Below are 19,894 nucleotides of genomic sequence, written 5' to 3'. Positions count from 1 at the left end.
AATGTCCATAAATTATGTTTCCCTTGCTTGCTTGCTTGAAAACTTCTTTTCTAAAAGTTTTTTGTTAACATTGTTGCTATTGCTGCAAACAAACCGGATTTCCTCTTTACAAAACGATAAAAAACACCTGAAAGGATGTTGTCCCCTCAGGTGCTTTCTAGTTATGCTATTGAACCTTCATCTTGACTATTCTTTTTCCTAAACTGACTTGCAAAGTATGCCCATGTACCAATCATACAGATCGCCATGAAACCTACTAGAATCCATAGATTAAAGCTGAAGCTTTCCATGTCTCCGCTTGAGATTACCGCTTTAAAGCCTGAAACGGAATATGTCATAGGAAGCCAAGCATTGAATCCTTGCAGTCCGTTCGGAATAAGCTCTAATGGGAATGTTCCTGCACTCGTTGTAAGCTGTAAGATTAAGATAATAATCGCTACAAATCGTCCTGGATCTCCAAGCACTGTAACAAGTAATTGTACAAGAGCTAAGAATGTGAGACTCGTGATGATACTAAGTCCGAGGAACGCTCCTAAGTTACTCACTTCGATGCCTAAACCATAAATCAATACCGCATCCGCAATAAGTGCTTGAATTACACCAACCACCGCTAAGAACGTGAACTTCCCAGCAAACCAGCTGAATCCTGAACGCGGGTGTCCAGCTTTATCACGTAATGGGAATACGATCGACATCAATAATGCTCCTACGAAAAGACCTAATGATAAGAAGTAAGGAGCAAAACCTGTTCCGTAGTTCGGAACATCAGAAAAGCTTTTTGTTTTAACAGAAACAGGGTTTGCAATGCGTTCAAACATGTCACTGTCTGGATCAAGTTCACCTGTTTTGTCAGCTGCATCACTTAATGAAGAAGAAAGTTTTCCGCTACCATCAAGCAGCTTTTGTTCTCCATTATGAATTTCCTTTACATGGCCCGTAACTTCTTGCCAGCCTGTTGCAACAGTGGAAGTTCCATCTGCTAACTTGTTACTCGCACCTAACAGTTGCTGACTGCCGTTAGCCGCTTCGCCTAATTTAGATTGGAACGTTTGCGTACCTTCGTTTACTTTTGTCTGACCACTCGCGAGCTGATCGACGCCGCCAACTAGTTTAAGCTGACCGTTATGAAGCTCCTCTGCTCCATTTGCTAAAGCTGTTTGTGAATCACTAAGCTTTTTAGCTCCGGCAGAAAGTTCGTTCGCTCCGCCAGCGATCTTACCTGTTGCTGCAGTTAAACTATCCAATCCGTTATTGATGCCATTACTAGCTGCTGCAAGCTGTTTTAAAGATGCTGCCATCTGCTCATCTGACATGCTGCCTTGGTTTTGAATCAATGCATTGATTTGTTGTTCTAGTTGTTTTGAACCTGCTGTTGCCTTTTGTGCGCCAGCGTTCCATACATTTACAGACCCTGCAAGCGTACTTGCACTTGTCGATAATTTAGATGCCCCGCCTTGAAGAGCTAAGCTGCCGTTCTTAATTTTTTCAGAACCAGCTGTCGCTTGGCTAAGTCCACCTTTTAGAGCTTGTGCCCCGTTACTTAATTGACCTTGTCCGTCTGCTAGTTGTTTATGAGCAGCAAGCAACTTATCGATTCCATTATCGAACTCGGTCATTTTTGAATTAAAAAGGACTGCACCATCTTTTAGTTCGTTGATCTGTGGTGTTTTTTCTTCCATTCCGGAAGCTAGCTCACCACTGCCAGAAGCTGCTTTTTTTAATCCATCTGTAACTTGATTAGACCCATCTGCTGCTTTCTCCAACCCGCCAGCCAATTGTTCGACTTGATCGAACATCACTTCAGCGTATGTTTTTGTTAATTCATTAGACAAACTTTCTTTCATTTTATCGACGGCTGTTCCGCCAATTTGTGCTGCTAGAAAGTTGAAGCCGGCGTTCGGAGTATAAATGATCTCAGGCTTTTTGTTCGAGTTTCCTGATAGAGCAGTTGCCTCTTCAGAAAAGTTCTCAGGAATCTCGATCATCATATAATAATCGTTATGTTCCAGACCTTGCTTTGCTTTTTCTTCACTAACAAACTTCCACTCAAACTGTGGATTTTCTTTGAGTTTTTTTACAAACTCATCTCCAACGGTTAAGTTCTCACCGTTATATTCATAACCTTCATCTTGATTGACTACGGCCACTGGCAGATCTTCCATCTTGTCATACGGATCCCAGAACGCCCATAGAAACATTCCGCTGTATAACACAGGTATAAATAGAACTGCTAAGACCGGTACTGCAATTTTTCTGTTAGAAAAAACTGCTTTAAATTGAGCTCCGATACTTTTTAGCACAGTTGTTCACTCCTCCTAATACTGAATGACTGTTTTAGTCATTTGGTCATTTTACGGTAAAAAAAGAGACTCTTACAGTCCGCTTTTTTGAAAATGACCGAAATAGAAATTTGGTCACAACTTAATGTAACACGTTTTTCTTGCTTCTGCAATACTACGGTTTTCTTAAACCATCCATTACAAACATCTCCAAAACTTCAAGCATCTTTTCTTTCTGAAGAGCTTCGTGATCACGTTCCCAATCAAAAATAAGAGCGATATATACCTTTACCATCATAAATGCCACAATATCTGTATGACATTCTTTAATCTCGCCTTTTTCTACCGCTTTATCCAGCTCTTTTTGCACAAAACTTAATACCGCTTTTTCGATTCTCTGCAAAGCCTCAGTTACAGGCGAAGTGTTTAGTTCTTTCACTTCTTGAGAAAGTTTAACGGCTAACTTATGCGTTTTACGAAGTTCTACAACTTCATACAGTGCATTATGCAAGTTCTCGTAAAAAGGCCGATCTTCTCTTATTGCAGAAGATGCCGCAAATTTTGTCTCTGTTACTAAGTTAGTGATAATTTCCGAAAATAATTCTTCTTTGTTTGCGAAAAAAGTATAGATCGTTCCTTTTCCAACGTTCGCGATCTTAGCGATTTGATCCACTGTACTCGCCTTATAACCAAACATAGAAAAAGAGCGCTCTGCTGCGTCTAGAATACTTTTTCTGCGGTCCATCATCCCACCTCCTCACCATTAACAATATTTCGTTTCGTACATAACTGCAAGGTTAAAAGGACTCTGGTACCTTCATGAAGTACGCTCTCATACCGAAGTTTGCCGTCCATATCTTGAATCAGCTTATAGGTTACCATCATACCGAGACCTGTACCTTTTGCTTTTGTTGTATAAAAAGGCAGCCCGATCTGTTCTAGCTCCTCTTCTGTCATACCTTTACCATTGTCTTCAATCGCGATCGTAATACTTCTTTTTGTAACTTTATAGCGATACAGATGGATCGTACCTCCCTCTTCAATCGCTTCTATTCCATTTTTGATAATATTTATTAAACCTTGCTTAAGTTTTGGTTCATCAATGCACACATTGTAAGATCCTAATGGACTAGCGGTAACCTCCACATTATTAATCGCTCCATAGGGGGCAGTAAGAGCAATAACATCTCTTAATACTTTTTCTAGTGAAACGGTCTCAAGCTTAGGAACATCAGGCTTAACCATAGACAAATAGTCTGTGATGATTTTGTTCGTTCGATCTAGTTCTTCAATTAAGAGTGGGGAATGCTCCCTCAATTTTGCATCTGTAGTCGTGCTGCCGAGAAACTGAATCATTCCACGAATGGTCGTCATCGGGTTTCTCACTTCATGCGCGATTGCTGCTGCCATCTGTCCTGCAACTGCCAGCTTATCTAAGTAAACGGTTTCCTTTAACTGCATGTTGATCTTAACAAGTCTCTCGATTAAGAAGATACAAGAAAAGAACGCGATCAAAAAGCTGGAGAAATAGACAAGATAAAAATCGATTGTAAGAAAATCAAGATATGTATGAATGAACAACATATAAAAAAGTGTATAGACCAAAGCGATATAGATAGCAGAAACCCATCTGCGTTTATCTTCATCAAAGAATCCATGATAGATCAGACATACGACATATGCTAGTGAGATTAAAACGATACCCAGCCACGCTAGTTCTCCGCCTACAGCTAACCTTGCGATCGCAACAATCATCGAACAGATCGCTCCCGGCAGCCAGCCTACATACAATGTGACAATCATGATTGGAACATTTCGAAGATCAAAAAAAGAATCCTTCAGCGTTTCAATCGGAAACAGCATACAGACTAGTGCACCTGCACCACTGATCAGACCAAAGACAACTTGGTTCTTATAACTCGGAATGACACCGGGATGAAGGGGAAAGAACATATTCAATAGATGAGTAAACGAAAATATGATTGCAATATTTACAAATAAAGGCTCGATAAATGCTTGCACAGCGGCTTCCCCCTTCCTTTTTTCTCCCTACAGTATAGCAGAAACATTCTACAAGAAAATATAAAAAACGACAAACATATCCATTTGCCGTTTAATTCTTAACATATTTATTATTTTTTATAAAAGTTTGAGTGATTTCATGTCTCATTCATTATGAACGGAACAAAGAATCCACAGCCATTTTCGCTGAATTCACACAATCTGGCAATCCTACACCATCATATGGAGCTCCTGCTAATCTTATGCCAGGCAGCTCATGTTGAAACACAGTTCTGAGTTTTTTAACATACTCTTTATGCCCAACTTCATATTGCGGCATCGAATCAATCATACGAGAAACATGGTAGAATTCCGGACGAGAATCAACACCCATAATTTTCTTCAAATCCTCTAGTACTTTTTCCAAAATAACTTCATCTGGTTGTTGAACGATATTCTGATCTTCTGCTCGTCCTACATAACAACGAAGAACCATTTTTCCTTTCGGAGTCGTATGCGGCCATTTTCTGCTCGTCCATGTACACGCGGTGATGGACGTTTTTTCACTTTTAGCAATGACAAAACCTGTTCCATCAAGACTAAAGTTCACGTCTTCTTCATTAAAACTCATCGCAACAGTTGCTACTGAAGTTGGCTTCGTGTCGTGAAAACCAGCAGGAAACAGAGATTCACCGAAAAGTTTTTTCGTGACATGATAAGGTGTTGTGACAATTACATGATCACCTTTCATTACCGAACCATCTTCCATAACGACAGAATATGTTCCGTCTTCAGACCGCTCGACACCTTTAACGGAAACCCCTGTCTTTATACTCTCTTCTGGCACTGCTTTCGAAAGAGCTTCAATGAAAGAGGACAGTCCGCCTTTTAGTGTTAAAAAAGCACCTTTTTTCTTCTTCGTGATCGGTGTCTTCTCTTGTTTAGGCTGCGTCTTTTTCATGCCTAAGATTAAACTTCGATATTTCTTTTCCGTTTCTACAAACTGCGGAAACGTAGATTGCAGGCTCAGCCGATCGATCCTTCCGGCATATATGCCAGATAACAAAGGTTCGATCAGCCGATCAACTACTTCATCACCAAGACGTCTTCTAAAAAAGTGACCGACAGAAATATCCTGTTGCGCATCTTTTCGTTTAGGAAGAACAAGGTCCAACCCTGCTCTTGCCTTTCCTGTTACAGAGAAAAGAGGGGTTGTCGCAAACGGCATCACTTTTGTCGGGATTCCCATCACAGCTCCTTCAGGAATAGGGTGGAGCCTCATATTATGCAAAATGTAAGCTTGACCCATTTCATTAGAAACTAAATCGTCATCTAGACCAACATCTTTAACAAGTTCTGTCATTATTGTTTTTCTAGCAAGATAAGAATCAGGGCCACGCTCTAAGACAAAACCATCTTCTTTAATCGTATCAATCTTACCGCCAAGACGGTTGCTTGCTTCGATCACTGTGAAGGTTACCGGCTTGCCCGTTTCCTTACCATATTTCTGAACATAAAAGGCAGCGGCTAAACCTGTTATGCCGCCGCCCAATATAATAACGTGCTTTCGCTCGCTCATTTCTTTCACATTCTTTCTTTTGCTAGTGCGTTTTGAATGACCGTTGCCAAACAGTCTATAAATTCCGGCTTTGCGTTAGGCATCTCAGGACGATAATAATTCACGCCCAACTCATCTGTGACCACTTTACACTCATAATCGTTGTCATACAGAACTTCCAGATGATCCGCCACAAACCCTACAGGACAATAGATAAAATGCGTATAGCCATGCTCGTTATAAAGGTCTCTAGTTAGATCTTGAACGTCTGGCCCGATCCACGGTTCAGGTGTATTACCAGCACTCTGCCACCCAATCGTGTAATGAGGGACATCTGCCTCTTTTGCGATCAGATCAGCTGTTTCCTGAAGCTGTGTCGGATAAGGATCTCCCATTTGCAGAATCTTTTCTGGCAGACTGTGTGCAGAGAAGATCACAACGGTTTTGTCATGTTCGTTCTCTGGAATAGAGTTAAACGTTTGTTTAATGCCGTCCGCCCAAAATTGTACATACTTCGGCTCATTATACCAGCTGTCGATCGTCGTAAAGGATGGTCCACCGATTTTTGCAGACTCTTCCACAGCTCGTCCGTTGTATGATTTAACACTGAACGTTGAATAATGAGGAGCAAGAACAAGCGTTACTGCTTCTTCAATTCCATCTTCCTTCATCTGCTGCACAGCATCTTCAATGAAAGGATCGATATGCTTCAGACCAAGATAACTTTTAAACTCACGATCGGGATAACGCTCATTCATCTCTGCTTCAATTTTTTGCGCTTGCTCTTCTGTAATCTTAGCAAGTGGCGAGATTCCACCGATCTGTTCGTAGCGTTCTGTAAGTTCTTGCAGCTGTTCAGGAGAAGGCTTACGTCCTCGTCTTATATGTGTGTAATAGCTTTCTACTTCATCAAGACTTCTTGGCGTGCCGTACGCCATGATTAATAGACCTGTTTTCTTGTTACTCACTTTTTATCACCCTAGTTTTTTAGACGTATATTCATGAACAAAGGTGGTCAACTGCTTTAATGTTGCAATGTTTACTTCAGGGAAAATACCTTTTCCGACATTGAAGATAAAGCCTGGTTCTTCCATACCTTCATCCAAAATTTCTTTCGTACGTGCTTCGATTACTTCCCATGGCGCCAATAGAATGGAAGGATCTAAGTTTCCTTGAAGAGCCTTCGTAACACCCATCTGACGAGCTTCTCTTGGGGATAATCTCCAATCAAGTCCGATCACATCGATCGGAAGCTCGTTCCACTCCATGATCAAGTGTCTTGCACCTGTTCCGTATAGAATCAAAGGAATATTTTCTTCTCTTAATGATGAGAAGATCTTGTACATCACAGGCTGAATGTATTTTCTGTAATCAGCTGCATTTAAAGCGCCGACCCATGAATCAAAAATCTGAAACGCCTGTGCGCCAGCTGCAATCTGTGCTTTTGCATAAGCGATCGTCATATCGCCTAGCTTGTCCATCAGCATGAACCAGCTTTCAGGATCAGAGTACATCAGCTGCTTCGTTTTATGATAATCACGCGAGGGCCCACCTTCAACCATATAGCTCGCAAGGGTAAATGGAGCACCTGCAAACGTAATAAGCGGCACTTCTAACTGCTGTCTTAAAATTTTTATCGTATCCAAAACATACGGTACGTCTTTCTCAGGATTAATCGTCCCTAAGCGTTCTACATCTTCGCGCGTTCGTACAGGCTTTTCGATCACTGGTCCGATTCCGGATTTAATCTCTACGTCTACTCCAATCGCCGGAACTGGAGACATAATGTCTTTGTAAAGAATGGCAGCATCCACTCCATGCTGATCTACAGGGAGCTTCGTAACGCCAGCGCAAATCTCTGGTCTATGTGTGATTTCAAATAGTGAATACTTCTCTTTCAATTTACGGTACTCTGGCTGGGAACGGCCCGCCTGTCTCATGTACCATACAGGAATATGTGAATTCTTCTCCTTACGACACGCTTTCAAAAACTCTTCATTCATAGTCAAAACGTACACACCTTTCTATACAAGACCAAAAGCTGCAGCACTATTGTTATCTCCTAGCTGCTGAAACTTAAAACCTTTAACGTCAATATCCATACACATTGTAAGGGAATTCATAATAAAAGTATAGAAGATAAGCTTAATTGTCATGATTTTGGCAAAATGGATGTTTATTGGATGTTGAAAGCCTTTACAGGGGCATGCAGCTTAAACCCTGTGAGATGAGTAGATGATGGATTGGGTCGAGCGGCGCATTGATTAAGTCAAAAGTGGCGTCCATTAAGTCGAAATGAGCAACCATTAAGCGAAAACACGTCCCAATTAAGTCGAAAATGAAAAATATAGGCTTTCCGACACAGTTCGACATCCTCCCTGCCTCTAACTCCAACTTCTAAACTCTCATCAAAAAAAGAAGACGGCCACCTTGGCCATCTTCAACCACCACTCAATCCTCTTACTTCTTCTTTTTCTTTTTCTTCTCTTTTTCACGATCATTACGAATCTTTTCTCTTACATCTTCTTTATCTTCTTCACCAAAACTTGGGAAAAGAGAGATGGACACCACATTCGATGGCTCTCCTTCTTGTTTTGTAAGAGGATTATAGGGAACAACATAAAAGTCTGGCAGCGTGAAGAGATTCTTGCCTGATGCACTATATTCTCCCTTGCCTTTTATCGTATCTAAAAGAGTTGTTTCTCCTTCATTCACGGCATAAACCTTATATTGGAGACGCTCGTCTTTTGACGGAGTCCAGTTCAGTTGAACGGAAGGAATTCCATAGTCCCCCATACCGAATGAAGCACGCAGATCGTTTAGCTCAATAAGCTCGATTGGCGGTGGCAAGTCTTTTACCCCGTCAGGTTTTTTGAACGATAATCCTTGTTGAGACGGCATCTCGTTAATCACTTGTTTAAATAAAAGCGTGGGCAGAGAGCTCCCGCTATTAAGATAAGATTCTTTGGTCGTTCGATCATAACCGACCCATACTGCGCCGACGACTTCTGGTGTATATCCGACAAACCATGTATCTTTGTTTCCTTTTTCTACGTTCGGATAATTCGTTGTACCCGTCTTACCGGCAATTTCCATGTTCTCTTTTCCATCAGATCCAGTTCCGTTCTTCACGACTTGCTGAAGCATACGTGTCATATACCATGCATTCTGCTTTTTCCAAACTTTCTTTTCTTCCTTTTTTGCTTTGCCGATCAGTTCTCCTTCATTGTTATATATCTTGCTGATCACGAAAGGCTCGATCGTTTTACCTTCATGAAGGAAACTGCGATATCCTTTTACCATTTGCAACGGGGTTACACCTTGATCAATACCGCCTAATGCAATTCCGAGCCCCCTATCCTCAATCGGCATGCCAAGCTGTTCAAGATAACTTTTAGAATCAGTTATTCCGTTCTTGTTCAGCAGCCATACTGCCGATGAATTTACAGAGTGAGAAATGGCATCCACCATGGAAACTTCACCATCGTATCTGCCGTTATAATTCTTAGGTTCATAACCGTCATAGCTTAATTCTTCGTCACGCAGCATTGAATAGGGCTTGTATTTTTCAGACTCAAGGGCGGGACCATACACGGATAAAGGCTTAAACGTCGAACCTGGCTGACGATTCACCTGTACGCGATTAAGTCCCTCTGTCACATAATTTCGTCCGCCTTGAACAGCGAGCAAACCACCCGTTTTTCCATTCATCAGCACCATAGCGCCTTCGGGTTTTTCCGGACCCGTCCCTATAAAATAACGACCGTCTTGAAAGTTCTTATACACAGAATCTTGTGCAGCGAGATCCATTGGAACGACTATTTTATAACCGCCTTGTCGCAGCTCTTCTCTTGAAAGTTGATACTTTTCTTTTGCTTCTTTTATAACCATATCAATATAGGTTGTATAAGCAGGATTTCGTTTTTCTTGCTGAAAATCTAGAGCGATCGTTTTGCCTTGCGCTCTTACCGTTTCAGAAGGTTTCAAATAATCTTGTTTCTCCATGAGGGAAAGAACGAGATCACGCCGCTCTTTCGCTTCCTTAGGATTCTTTAATGGCGAATAATAGTTTGGTGCTTTCGGAAGGCCGGCAAGCATCGCACCCTCTGCTACAGTTAATTCGCTTGCATCCTTATTGAAATACGTCTTTGCAGCGAGTTGGATGCCGTATGCGCCATGACCGAAATAGATTTGGTTCAAATACATCTCCAAAATTTTATCTTTCGGGTATCTTCTTTCCAGATTGATCGCAATTACAGCTTCTTTTGTTTTTCTGAGCCATGACTTCTCATGAGACAAAAAAACATTCTTCGCTAACTGCTGAGTAATTGTACTGCCGCCTTCGACTTTTCCACCAGCTAGAATATCTTTATAGATAGCACGCGAGATCGCTTTTACATCAATTCCATTGTGTTTATAGAAACGGCTGTCTTCAACTGCAACAAATGCTTCCTGCACATGTTTTGGTATGTCCTCAATGTCGATGATCTCTCGATTTTCATCATAGATCTTCGTGATATTATCTCCGTTCTCGGCCACAAGGACAGTAGCTGAATCCATTACAAGATCTTTTTCATCGATCACATAATCTCCCGCCAAGATAATGAAAAGATAGGCAAAAAAACCTATTATAAGTGAACCCGTTAAAATTCCGAGTACGATAAGACTTCTCTTTACCATAACCAACCCTCATTTCATTCTAGGTCGAAAAGTACATTTTATATAATTTTCCCTTAGTTGGAAAGTATATTACAAGTAACCAACTTCTTACACTGTTTAATGTGCTGAACGGTTGGGTAAAACAAAGGTAAATCAATAAAAAAGGGGCAGGGATTCCTATGAACATATATATTACTTATGGGACTTTAGACTATTTAGCAACATATCAGGAAAAATACGATGGAGCTCTCCTGCTAGAAGGCGACTCCAATTCTGCTCTCGTGATCGAAACAGATGGAGAGAACCCATTTACAGAAAAACATGAGTACGAAGTGATAAACCAAAGAGGATCCTTAACAGGTGCTGGATTTGTTGTTATGAACCACATCCCCGTATCAGAAGAAGGAAGATCTCTTTTTGAAGAACGTTTCCAAAATCGTGCTGGGCTGGTTGAAAGTGAACCAGGTTTTACTGGCATACGGATACTACGACCTCTTCACCAAGATCCTTATATCGTAATGACACTTTGGGATTCACATGCTGACTTTACGAATTGGCAGCAATCCAAAGCTTATGAGGAAGCTCATAAGAGTAGAGGCACATCAAAAGCACTTCCAGAAACACTTTTTACAGGAAAATCATTCGTAAAAGAATACATGGTAGCAAAATGACTAGAAATCCATCAACAATAAAAAGAGCATCTGTCATATTAAATCCTTCTGCGGGCCAAGGCAGATTGCTGAATCAGTGGGATGACGTGCTAGAGCAGCTAAAAGTTGGTTTTGAAGACGTTCAAGTTTATAAGACGACCGCTCCTGGTGAAGGTGCTTCCTTCGTTAAAGAGCTGGAAGGTAAGACAGATTTGATCATAGCTGCTGGCGGTGATGGTACGGTACATGAAATTGCAGAAGCAGTATTGTCGATCGAAGAAAATCAACCAGCTTTCGGAATCTTGCCAGGTGGAACGTGCAATGATTTTTCGAGAGCGTTAGGCATGAACCAAAATCCAATTAAAGCAGCAGAACAACTAAGTAAAAAAAACTTTAGCAACATTGACGTTGGAGAGTTTAACGGACATTTCTTTACAAACTTCTGGGGTGTTGGATTGATCACACATGTTTCAGAGTCCATCGATCCAGATACGAAAGAGAAGTTTGGTCGCCTTTCCTATTACTTATCTGCGGCAAAATCCCTTCAAACTTGGGAGCCCTTTGACATCTCTATCTCATCTGAAGAGTTTCAATTTGATGGGCAGGCTGCCATGTTTTTAGCTGTAAACGGTCCTTTTACCGGCGGGATACGGCCCTTTTTCCCAGATACAGATATACAAGACGGAAAGCTCGATTGCTTGCTGATCGAAGAACCTTCCACATCGTTTATATGGGACGTTCTTTTGAATCGATTATCCGATACTTCAAAAGAAGGACAAGGGTACCATTATTTTCAAAGTTCAGAGATCAGCATAAAAACAGCTCCCCAACAGCTTATTGACTGTGATGGAGAGCGTCAGCATCGTACACCTGCAGTTATTAAATGTTTGCAAAATCAACTGCTCACACTTACTGGGGATGTTTCCTTTTAAAAAAAGGAAGCGTCCTTTTTTGATAAGCTCTGATTGATTCACGTCCAGCTATACAAAGCAGTAGCCAAACCGTTCCAGCACTAAATCCAGCTGCTATGTCAGATGGATAATGAACGCCTAAATAAATACGGCTAAAACCAATAAGAAGAATCGTAGATATAAATGCAATCGTGAGAATGATCTTAAGTGGTCTTCCTCTTCTGCTTCTCACGACTAAGTAACCAAGAAAACCATAATAGATGAGACTGCCCATAGCATGTCCACTCGGATAACTGAAACCTTGTTCAACAATTAAACTATCTTCAGGTCGTATTCTTCCAAACCAATGTTTTAACCCTAGGTTTAAAAGACCTCCGCCCGCAACTGCAATCAAATAAAAAATAGCACCCCAATAGTTCTTGCGTTTTGCGATCAGCCAGATCAGACTTCCTACTAACAAGAGCATGAGAATATCTTTTGATCCCAAGAAGGTAATCACTTTCATTACTTCCGTTAGCGTGTCACTTCTGATATCCGTTACATATTGAATGATCACTTGATCAAACTCAAATACCTCATTTTCCATCAAATCTTCTGAGAGCTCAAAAAAGATATTTAACGATAAGAACGAGAGACCTAATCCACTTATGACATAAATAAGTGGGAGGATTGGAAAAGGTAGTTTATTGGCTAGTTCTCGTAACATAATATTCTCCTCAACATCATTTCTTTTTTCATTTTATTTTCGAGCTTACTTGTTGATAAAAAGTTTCTAATTCTCTTCTCTATAAATTAGTGGACACAGGTAAGCTCTTATTAAATCTAAGTTTTCACTCTTTTTTCTCTGTATAAACCACTTTAAAACATTGTCGTTTTTTTGTAGTCGTTTGTAAACGGCCATTGTGTTGATTTATTGACGTTTTAGCAACTTTATTGTTTTTCCAAGCTTTTTGAACGGACACTGCTTTAAGTTGGATTACAGTACTCCAATCCATGCGACAAGACAAATAACGATAAGTGAATAAAAAAAGCCGCTCAAAGATGAGCAGCTTTAGAACGTTTTCTATTTAACAAGCTTAACTAACATGTGAGCAAGCTTATGACGCTCTTCTTGCTCTCCAACTTTCCATAGTTCTTTTAAGAGGTTCTCTTCTGAGTTACGAGGCTCCTCATGGTTAGCTAAGTAATCTGCTACTTTCTCTGCAGTTTTTGCAAGTGTTTCTTCGCTCATGCCCATTTTTTCACCGATTTGCACTTTCCCATGCAAGTAGCTCTTAAACTCTTCAAAGTTTGATAAGATCTCGTCTTTTTTGCTCTCGCTCATACGGCTTGCAGTTTCTTCTACCTTACTTGTGTCAACGTTACGCTCTTCATCAACCATGTGTCTGCTATCCATTTTTGTTACCTCCTTAGATTTTTGTATCACTTTTGTTCAATGTTTGTTTCATGCATAGTAGTCTTTTACCGATTTTTCCAATCCTTAAACCTTATTCTGCAGTTCCCGTTTTTTTTAGTACGTCTTTCCTATAAATTTGGTTTATGGTAAAGGGAAAAGGGGAAGGATATCTCTGTAGAACAAGATTCAGGAGGTTATACAAATGGAAAAAGACTTACAAGCACTAATCGATGGACTAAATGAGGATCTTGCAAACGAGTACTCAGCAATCATTATGTACAACCATAATGCAGCTACGGTTTCTGGTTTATACCGTCAAATTCTAAAACCTTTCTTCCAAAGTGAAATTGCTGATGAGCAAGGACATGCTCTATATTTAGCAGAAAAGATTAAAACACTTGGTGGTACACCGACTACTCAACCTAAACCAGTTAAACAAGTAGAGAGTGTTCGTGAGATGCTGGAAGAAGCTCGAAACGCTGAGGAAGATACGATCAGACGTTATGAAGAACGTAAAGAGCAAGCATCTAACTTAAAGTTGACTGAGCTTGTCGTTCAGTTAGAAGATATGATTGCTGATGAGACGAAGCACAAAGAGGAAATGGACCGTTTATTAAGCGACAGCCGATTCTAAATCACACATATTACAAGCACCCGTAAATTACTGCGGGTGCTTGTTTTGTATAATCCTCTTCTTTTTTTCATCTGTTAACAAACGCCATCTGAAACAATTCTTTGCAACATGACCTAAATCATCAAGAAAATGATAATTCGCATATGCCCCAACGATTGCTCCTAATCCTGGTATCATCTGAAGCATCTTTATGAGATCGATATGATCCCGATAATCTTGCTGCAGTTCTTGCCAATTCATTTGGTTGATCGATTCAGGAGACTCCGGAAATTCTTGAATGGTCTCTTTCCATGAGATTACCCTTTGATATGCCTCTTCTCGCTTGTGCGGATCAGAAAAAGCTAGGCGAAATACATGCAGAATAAAGATTCTCTCTTTGTAATCACTAACATCCAATCCATAAATACTAGCTGTTTCGAACAAAAATTTCATTTTTATTCCTAACAATAATGGAAGATCTGCAATTCCTAGCAAAATGCCGCCAGCACCTGTTCCTGCTCCTTCAATTGCTGCTGTTTTTCTGTAGAAGGATAGCCGATCTTCAAATTTAAAATCCCTCTCTCGCAGATCTGCAGTAAACTTAATCGTTTTTTTAGTCGTATATTCAGAACCGATCAGAGTTGCTTTAATCATATGTTTCATACTTGATGTCATAACATCATGTACTTTTTGCGGAATTTTTTCATTGATTTTTATTTGAAGAGATTTTGTTGTCTTATTCCATAGTGAGGGCCTTTTACACATTTCTATTTCCCATTTCTTAAGCTCATCTACTACTTTTTCTTCATAAGTGTCCATCATCTACCTCCCTCCTTCTATACGATTTTTGTTTAGTTTTCGTTTCAATATTTTCGCCCTCACGTTATGAGATCTACATAATCATACTTGCAGTCGGAATTCCTAGTGGGAACGTAAACACATTTTTTGGATCGTATTTTGTTTTCACTTCAATCAAGCGAGGCAGGTTCACAAAGTAACATTGTTCTAACCAGTTCTTAATACAATTATCATGAAAATTCACATAAGCACCATCCGCATAAGGAAGTAGAGTATTTCTTAAACTTTCTACCCAGCGTGTATTTATGTTTGCCTCACTCTCATTCTGCCATTTCGTAATATATAACAAACTGAACAATGCTTCTCTATGAACATAAGCCGTTTCAGTTGGACTTATACAAGAAGCATTTCCAGCTAGAGCTTGCAGCTGCACTTTGTTCTCAATACCAGGTGAGTTTGATAGAAATTCTTTCAGTTTTTTTATCGCACTAATCGGTAGCTGCCTTTTCGCAAACGCACCTGTATTCTTAAATGGATGTGCATCTGGATCACCATGGTTTACAGCATACTCCATCATCCCTGGCATCATTCCTCCAAATATCTTGACCGCATCAATATAGGGTACTTTCTTAACTTCAATTACTTTTGGCGGAAAGGCGATCAATAGAGGCTTGAGCAACTTCTCCAGTTCATCCGTACTGCCCAGAAATTCTCCTAAAGCACGCAACTCACCAATGTCTTTCGTTAAGAGATCAATAATAGCTGTCAATCTAACGTCCGTATAAGGAGCCCATTTTTGCCACGCATCCACCACTTTTTCAAACCCTTTAAAGTCCCATGTAATTTTAAAGATGGCAACATCATCTACGGGAACTACTTGAAAACGAAATGATGTGACCACACCAAAGTTTCCTCCACCACCGCCCCTTGATGCCCAGAACAAGTCCGCGTTCTCATGCTCATTTGCTATAATAATATTTCCATTTGCATCAACCATCTCCAGCTCCAGAAGCTGGTCGATCAGCATTCCATAAGGCCTTGTTAACATTCCCCATCCACCACCAAGTGTCAGACCGGAAAGGCCTACTGATGGACATGTACCTCCTGGAATCGTGAAACCTTCTTCATACAATTTTTCATATAGTGGAAAAAGCAATGCCCCAGCACCGAGTACGGCCGTTTTTGATTTCCGGTCCACTCTTACTTCATTCAACTCGCTTATGTCTATCACTAAACCTCCATCTAATGATGAATAAGCTTCATAACTATGCCTTCCTGTTCGAATCCGAAACTTAACCTTCTTCTTTCTTGCCCAGCGTATTGCGTTTGAAACATCTTTAGCAGTTTCACAAAAATTGATAATCAAAGGAAATAAGTTAAAACGAGTATTGAACTCTTCTCTTGCTAGATCATAATCAGGACTTCCTGGTGTTACAATCCTCCCTGTTAGTCCATAAGTATTCATGTGGCCCAGCTCCCTTCCATAAAACTTATAGGCATAAGCTATGAAAGATGCCGAAAATCTGTTTACAAACTTGGAAGTAGTTGATTTCCATTCCAGGTTGCTCGCTTTTCGCGGGGCAAGCGGTGAGCCACATTCGTACGTTTCACTTTTAAGTGTCTCACCTGTCTAGTTGCAGTGGCTAGCCCCTCGAGGTCAAAAGTTAAATGGTCCAGAAGGCATAGTGCGCCTACAAAGCCCATTTACTTTTGCTGGTCGGGGCTGAACGAGCCACTTCCACTTTTCGGACTGCACGCCTTTAGAGGTTCCTTGCTCCTGCGTCTACAAGTTAAGTAATTTTCCTCGTCGCATGCCTTGCAAGAAGTATCTCATGTGGCAGGCACGCACCTTCCAATCCAATCAACTGTCAAAGGGGATAAGCTTTTAGAAAAAAAAACTCCCTAGCTAAGCAAGAGCTAGGAAGTCAGCGTAATGTGTTTTTTCGTCATACTAGGCAGTCGTAATATACTGTATAGAATCGCTCCCACAGGCATAAGGATCGCGATCATCCAGTCTCCTGAGAGTAATCCATAAAAGAGGCCATAGAATACCCCTTGTATGATCAGCAAGTATCTCAGCCAATTTTGAAAGGCTTTTACTCTTGTATCTTGTTTGATCGGATAGATCACAAATACAACATTCCATCTATACTGGGTGTAAAGTGTGAATAATTGCAGCGCGAACATTTGAAAGAACAAGAACACGACAATCAACTGCCACCATCCTGCAGGAATTAAATAAATGAACAGAAAACCAATCAAGATCAATCGTACATATAAGCCTAGGTAATCGCCTGAACGTACAAATGTCTTCATGTATAGAGCTGAAAGTGCATTCTTCTTTTTAAACGAAAAACTGGCTAAGCTGTTTAACCACGGTCGCTTATGTACGGTCTGCTTTAGCGCTGGAACGTCTGTAAAATAATTGACGAATCGGTATCCTTTCATTTTTAAAGACTGTTCTTCTGCTAATAGCATTTCCCACTGATAGCCATGCTGTTTCTTAAAGACACCGAAAACAAAATTCTTTAATACATACATGATCGCAAAAATAGCGATCAAGAAGATGTAAGCTTCATTAAAGAGCAAATAGGCATATACAAAGTTTACAATGAACCTCATAATTTTATAGTTCGTTTGATGACTTTTGTATGGTAACCTTCTTTCTTCCCATGAAACATATATGTTAAATACTTTTGCTGCGATCAAAAAGAATGCAAACGTGACATACATCTTCCATCCATCATGGATAAAAAATTGGACAATCGGCCAAAGCAACGTAAAAATGAATAGGGTCGAAAAAGCGCCAGTTGCTGTTGCAGACGATATAGCTTTTGAAAAATATTGCTTCATTCCCGATTCTACAGGAAGTAAAAATACGAGATCTCCCTCTTTTAACAATGTACGGACCGGACTTTTGGTCAACCAGAATGAAAAGACGATCGTTAAAATAAAGACGGCTGGAAAATTCTCAGGAAGTGCTTGAAGAAGCTTGGCATAATACACACTTCCGATTACGATGAGCAAAATTAAGGAAACAATAAGTCCGCTGTTTGCCATTAAACTAAAGTATTTCAGCGTTTGGGTAACATGAGCATTGCGTCGTTTTGTCCATAATTTTTTTACATCGATCATGTGACTTTACCTCTCGCTACATAGAGATAGATCTCATCTAACGTCGCATTCTCAAGCCCGCTTCTTACGCGTAGTTCCTCTAACGTTCCGCTTAGAACCAGCCTTCCTTCATGCATGATTAAAAAGCGGTCACAATATCTTTCTGCAGTGGACAAAATGTGAGTCGACATTAAAACGCCAGCGCCGTTATTTCTAAATTTAACCATGTACTCTAGAAACGATTGAATACCTAACGGATCAAGACCAACGAACGGTTCATCCACGATGTATAGCTTAGGTTCAACCAATAGTGCACAAAGGATCATTACTTTTTGCTTCATCCCTTTTGAGAACTGACTCGGAAACCATTTGATCTTGTTATCCATGCGAAACTCTTCAAGTAATGGGCGGACACGGGTTAAAAAAGTTTGTTCTTCTAGTCCGTACGCCATTGCAGTTAGCTCTAGATGTTCCCATAATGTTAGTTCTTCATAGAGAATCGGCATCTCAGGTATGTATGTGAATTGACTTCGATAATTTTCGGGTTCTTCCCTAAACGTCTGCCCTTCGATTTTAGAAGTGCCTGACATTGGTTCCATAAGACCTAGCACATGCTTGATGGTTGTACTTTTACCGGCTCCATTTAAACCGATCAATCCTACTATCTCATTTTCTTTTACCGTGAAATCTAAGTGATGAATAACAGGCTGATTAGGCAGATAACCTCCTGTTAAATCAGTAACTTCAAGGATTGGTTTCATACTATACCTCCTTCTGCAAACCAGCATTTTCATTATTGTTTGCCAATTTTCTCGTTTTACACCTTATGAAGCAGGCATAGGTGTTGGAGTTGGCTCTGCATAACCTTCTTTATATTTCTCATCGATCATCTTTCTGATTTCCACAGGCGTTTTGCCATCAGCAGAAGCACTCATACTGATTGCAGCGATCTCCAAACACGTCCCGCATTTTGTACCATGATCATCCCATACAATATTTCCATCTTCTTTGTTTTCTGAGACAAAGCAATCATAATTGTCTTTATGACCCGCAGAATCACCACAGCCACAAAAACAAGGCATTGATTCTAGCAGTTCTTTATATTTAGGAACTTCTGCATAAATGGCGGAAATCTCATCAGGTTGTTTATCTAAGAAGCCAGGTAATACATCCATTGATGCGGTAAGTTCTTGAATATCACCGTTCGGCAAATGATTTTCGTGTCCTTCATGAGACCCTTCCTGTTTTGAGCTGGACTCCTTTTGATGATTTTTATGCTCATCTTCTGATTTATTACCGCAGCCTGAGATGAGAAAACTAACACCCAGTGTCATTGTTAGTATAAGTTGTCTTTTTTTCACGGAGAATCCTCCTTTTTGTCATTCTTTCCTTATAATAGCGTAATTCACGTTTCCTTTACCAATTTTTATATGTATAACAAGCAAGACTTTCTGGACAAGATATAAGAGAAGAAGGTATCCCCCCTTCTTCAGGGAGAAAGATGCAAGGTATTAGATTTTTTCAGATATGCTTTTCTTTAAGGAGATGGTTCTCTTGGACTATTTAGTGCTTGAGCAATTACAAATTCTTAACATTGAGGTGCATGGCTAAAAAATCGTATTGTTTTGTTTTCGTGTTCTCCTTTCTTCTCTAACCTCTATAAGAAGAAGGGTTCTATTTTTGAATAGGACCCTTCTTTTTATTTTTGAAGTTATTGCTGTTAGAAGAGGTTGATTTCCGCTGCAGGTGCTCGCTTTCCACGAGGAATGCGGTGAGCCACATTCGTACGTTTCACTCTTAAGTGTCTCAGCTGCCTAGTTGCAGTGGCTAGCCCCTCGAGGTCAAAAGTTTAACGGTCAAGAAGGCAAAGTGCGCCTTAGCCCATTCACCTTTTGCATGTCGGGGCTGAACGAGC

Annotated in this window: 17 protein-coding genes; 3 read left to right on the top strand and 14 right to left on the bottom strand. The window is 40.4% G+C overall.

Annotated elements, in window-relative coordinates:
* Window positions 1-161 precede the first annotated feature (161 nt).
* The 7 genes from ACNJYY_RS04220 to ACNJYY_RS04190 form a co-directional block, all read right to left on the bottom strand.
* Complete coding sequence (locus ACNJYY_RS04220; protein ID WP_416730679.1) at window positions 162-2,300, bottom strand: YhgE/Pip family protein; 2,139 nt, start codon at window positions 2,298-2,300, stop codon at window positions 162-164.
* A 154-nt stretch (window positions 2,301-2,454) separates the two neighbouring features.
* On the bottom strand, window positions 2,455-3,027 hold the full coding sequence (locus ACNJYY_RS04215) for a TetR/AcrR family transcriptional regulator (RefSeq protein ID WP_416730678.1): 573 nt from the start codon (window positions 3,025-3,027) through the stop codon (window positions 2,455-2,457).
* Window positions 3,024-4,301 (bottom strand): ATP-binding protein, encoded by a 1,278-nt coding sequence (locus tag ACNJYY_RS04210; RefSeq protein ID WP_416730677.1) that lies wholly within the window; start codon window positions 4,299-4,301, stop codon window positions 3,024-3,026. The genes ACNJYY_RS04215 and ACNJYY_RS04210 overlap by 4 nt, the downstream gene beginning before the upstream one ends.
* 151 nt (window positions 4,302-4,452) lie before the next feature.
* Window positions 4,453-5,859 (bottom strand): protoporphyrinogen oxidase, encoded by a 1,407-nt coding sequence (hemY, locus tag ACNJYY_RS04205; RefSeq protein WP_416730676.1) that lies wholly within the window; start codon window positions 5,857-5,859, stop codon window positions 4,453-4,455.
* A gap of 5 nt (window positions 5,860-5,864) precedes the next feature.
* Window positions 5,865-6,806, bottom strand: a complete 942-nt coding sequence (gene hemH / locus ACNJYY_RS04200; protein WP_416730675.1) for a ferrochelatase — start codon at window positions 6,804-6,806, stop codon at window positions 5,865-5,867.
* Window positions 6,807-6,812: 6 nt separating this feature from the next.
* Window positions 6,813-7,841, bottom strand: coding sequence for a uroporphyrinogen decarboxylase (hemE, locus tag ACNJYY_RS04195; protein ID WP_416731799.1), 1,029 nt, complete (start codon window positions 7,839-7,841; stop codon window positions 6,813-6,815).
* 457 nt (window positions 7,842-8,298) lie between these two features.
* Window positions 8,299-10,518: a transglycosylase domain-containing protein gene (locus ACNJYY_RS04190; RefSeq protein WP_416730674.1), complete on the bottom strand. Its 2,220-nt coding sequence runs from the start codon at window positions 10,516-10,518 to the stop codon at window positions 8,299-8,301.
* 158 nt (window positions 10,519-10,676) lie between these two features.
* Here ACNJYY_RS04190 and ACNJYY_RS04185 point away from each other — a divergent pair, with 158 nt between their 5' ends.
* Window positions 10,677-11,168, top strand: a complete 492-nt coding sequence (locus ACNJYY_RS04185; RefSeq protein WP_416730673.1) for an antibiotic biosynthesis monooxygenase family protein — start codon at window positions 10,677-10,679, stop codon at window positions 11,166-11,168.
* Complete coding sequence (locus tag ACNJYY_RS04180) at window positions 11,165-12,079, top strand: diacylglycerol/lipid kinase family protein (RefSeq protein ID WP_416730672.1); 915 nt, start codon at window positions 11,165-11,167, stop codon at window positions 12,077-12,079. Before ACNJYY_RS04185 ends, ACNJYY_RS04180 begins: the two co-directional genes overlap by 4 nt.
* Here the strand turns inward: ACNJYY_RS04180 and ACNJYY_RS04175 are convergent.
* Together ACNJYY_RS04175 and ACNJYY_RS04170 are read right to left on the bottom strand one after the other, a co-directional pair.
* A complete protein-coding gene (locus ACNJYY_RS04175; RefSeq protein ID WP_416730671.1) occupies window positions 12,057-12,764 on the bottom strand; it encodes a phosphatase PAP2 family protein in 708 nt (235 codons plus the stop codon). The two genes, ACNJYY_RS04180 and ACNJYY_RS04175, sit on opposite strands and share 23 nt — an antisense overlap.
* 357 nt (window positions 12,765-13,121) lie before the next feature.
* Window positions 13,122-13,439 carry a DUF3243 domain-containing protein gene (locus tag ACNJYY_RS04170; protein WP_066399706.1) on the bottom strand — a complete coding sequence of 106 codons (318 nt, stop codon included), beginning with the start codon at window positions 13,437-13,439 and terminating at the stop codon, window positions 13,122-13,124.
* A 217-nt stretch (window positions 13,440-13,656) separates the two neighbouring features.
* Here ACNJYY_RS04170 and ACNJYY_RS04165 point away from each other — a divergent pair, with 217 nt between their 5' ends.
* A complete protein-coding gene (locus tag ACNJYY_RS04165) occupies window positions 13,657-14,088 on the top strand; it encodes a ferritin-like domain-containing protein (protein ID WP_066391396.1) in 432 nt (143 codons plus the stop codon).
* Window positions 14,089-14,115: 27 nt separating this feature from the next.
* Here ACNJYY_RS04165 and ACNJYY_RS04160 read toward each other — a convergent pair whose 3' ends face one another.
* From ACNJYY_RS04160 to ACNJYY_RS04140, 5 genes are all read right to left on the bottom strand, one after another.
* Entirely contained in the window at window positions 14,116-14,889 is a 774-nt protein-coding gene (locus ACNJYY_RS04160) for an EcsC family protein (RefSeq protein ID WP_416730670.1), read from the bottom strand.
* A 70-nt stretch (window positions 14,890-14,959) separates the two neighbouring features.
* On the bottom strand, window positions 14,960-16,330 hold the full coding sequence (locus tag ACNJYY_RS04155) for an FAD-binding oxidoreductase (RefSeq protein WP_416730669.1): 1,371 nt from the start codon (window positions 16,328-16,330) through the stop codon (window positions 14,960-14,962).
* A 452-nt stretch (window positions 16,331-16,782) separates the two neighbouring features.
* Window positions 16,783-18,000 (bottom strand): ABC transporter permease, encoded by a 1,218-nt coding sequence (locus tag ACNJYY_RS04150; protein ID WP_416730668.1) that lies wholly within the window; start codon window positions 17,998-18,000, stop codon window positions 16,783-16,785.
* A complete protein-coding gene (locus ACNJYY_RS04145; protein WP_066391392.1) occupies window positions 17,997-18,740 on the bottom strand; it encodes an ABC transporter ATP-binding protein in 744 nt (247 codons plus the stop codon). Before ACNJYY_RS04145 ends, ACNJYY_RS04150 begins: the two co-directional genes overlap by 4 nt.
* 63 nt (window positions 18,741-18,803) lie before the next feature.
* Window positions 18,804-19,340 carry a PCYCGC motif-containing (lipo)protein gene (locus ACNJYY_RS04140; RefSeq protein WP_416730667.1) on the bottom strand — a complete coding sequence of 179 codons (537 nt, stop codon included), beginning with the start codon at window positions 19,338-19,340 and terminating at the stop codon, window positions 18,804-18,806.
* Window positions 19,341-19,894: the final 554 nt, after the last annotated feature.

The organism is Fictibacillus tiangongensis (assembly GCF_048083785.1).
In the GTDB taxonomy this organism is placed as follows: domain Bacteria; phylum Bacillota; class Bacilli; order Bacillales; family Fictibacillaceae; genus Fictibacillus.
Note: the sequence above shows the minus strand (reverse complement) of the source record. Positions and strands in the feature narration are given on the sequence as shown.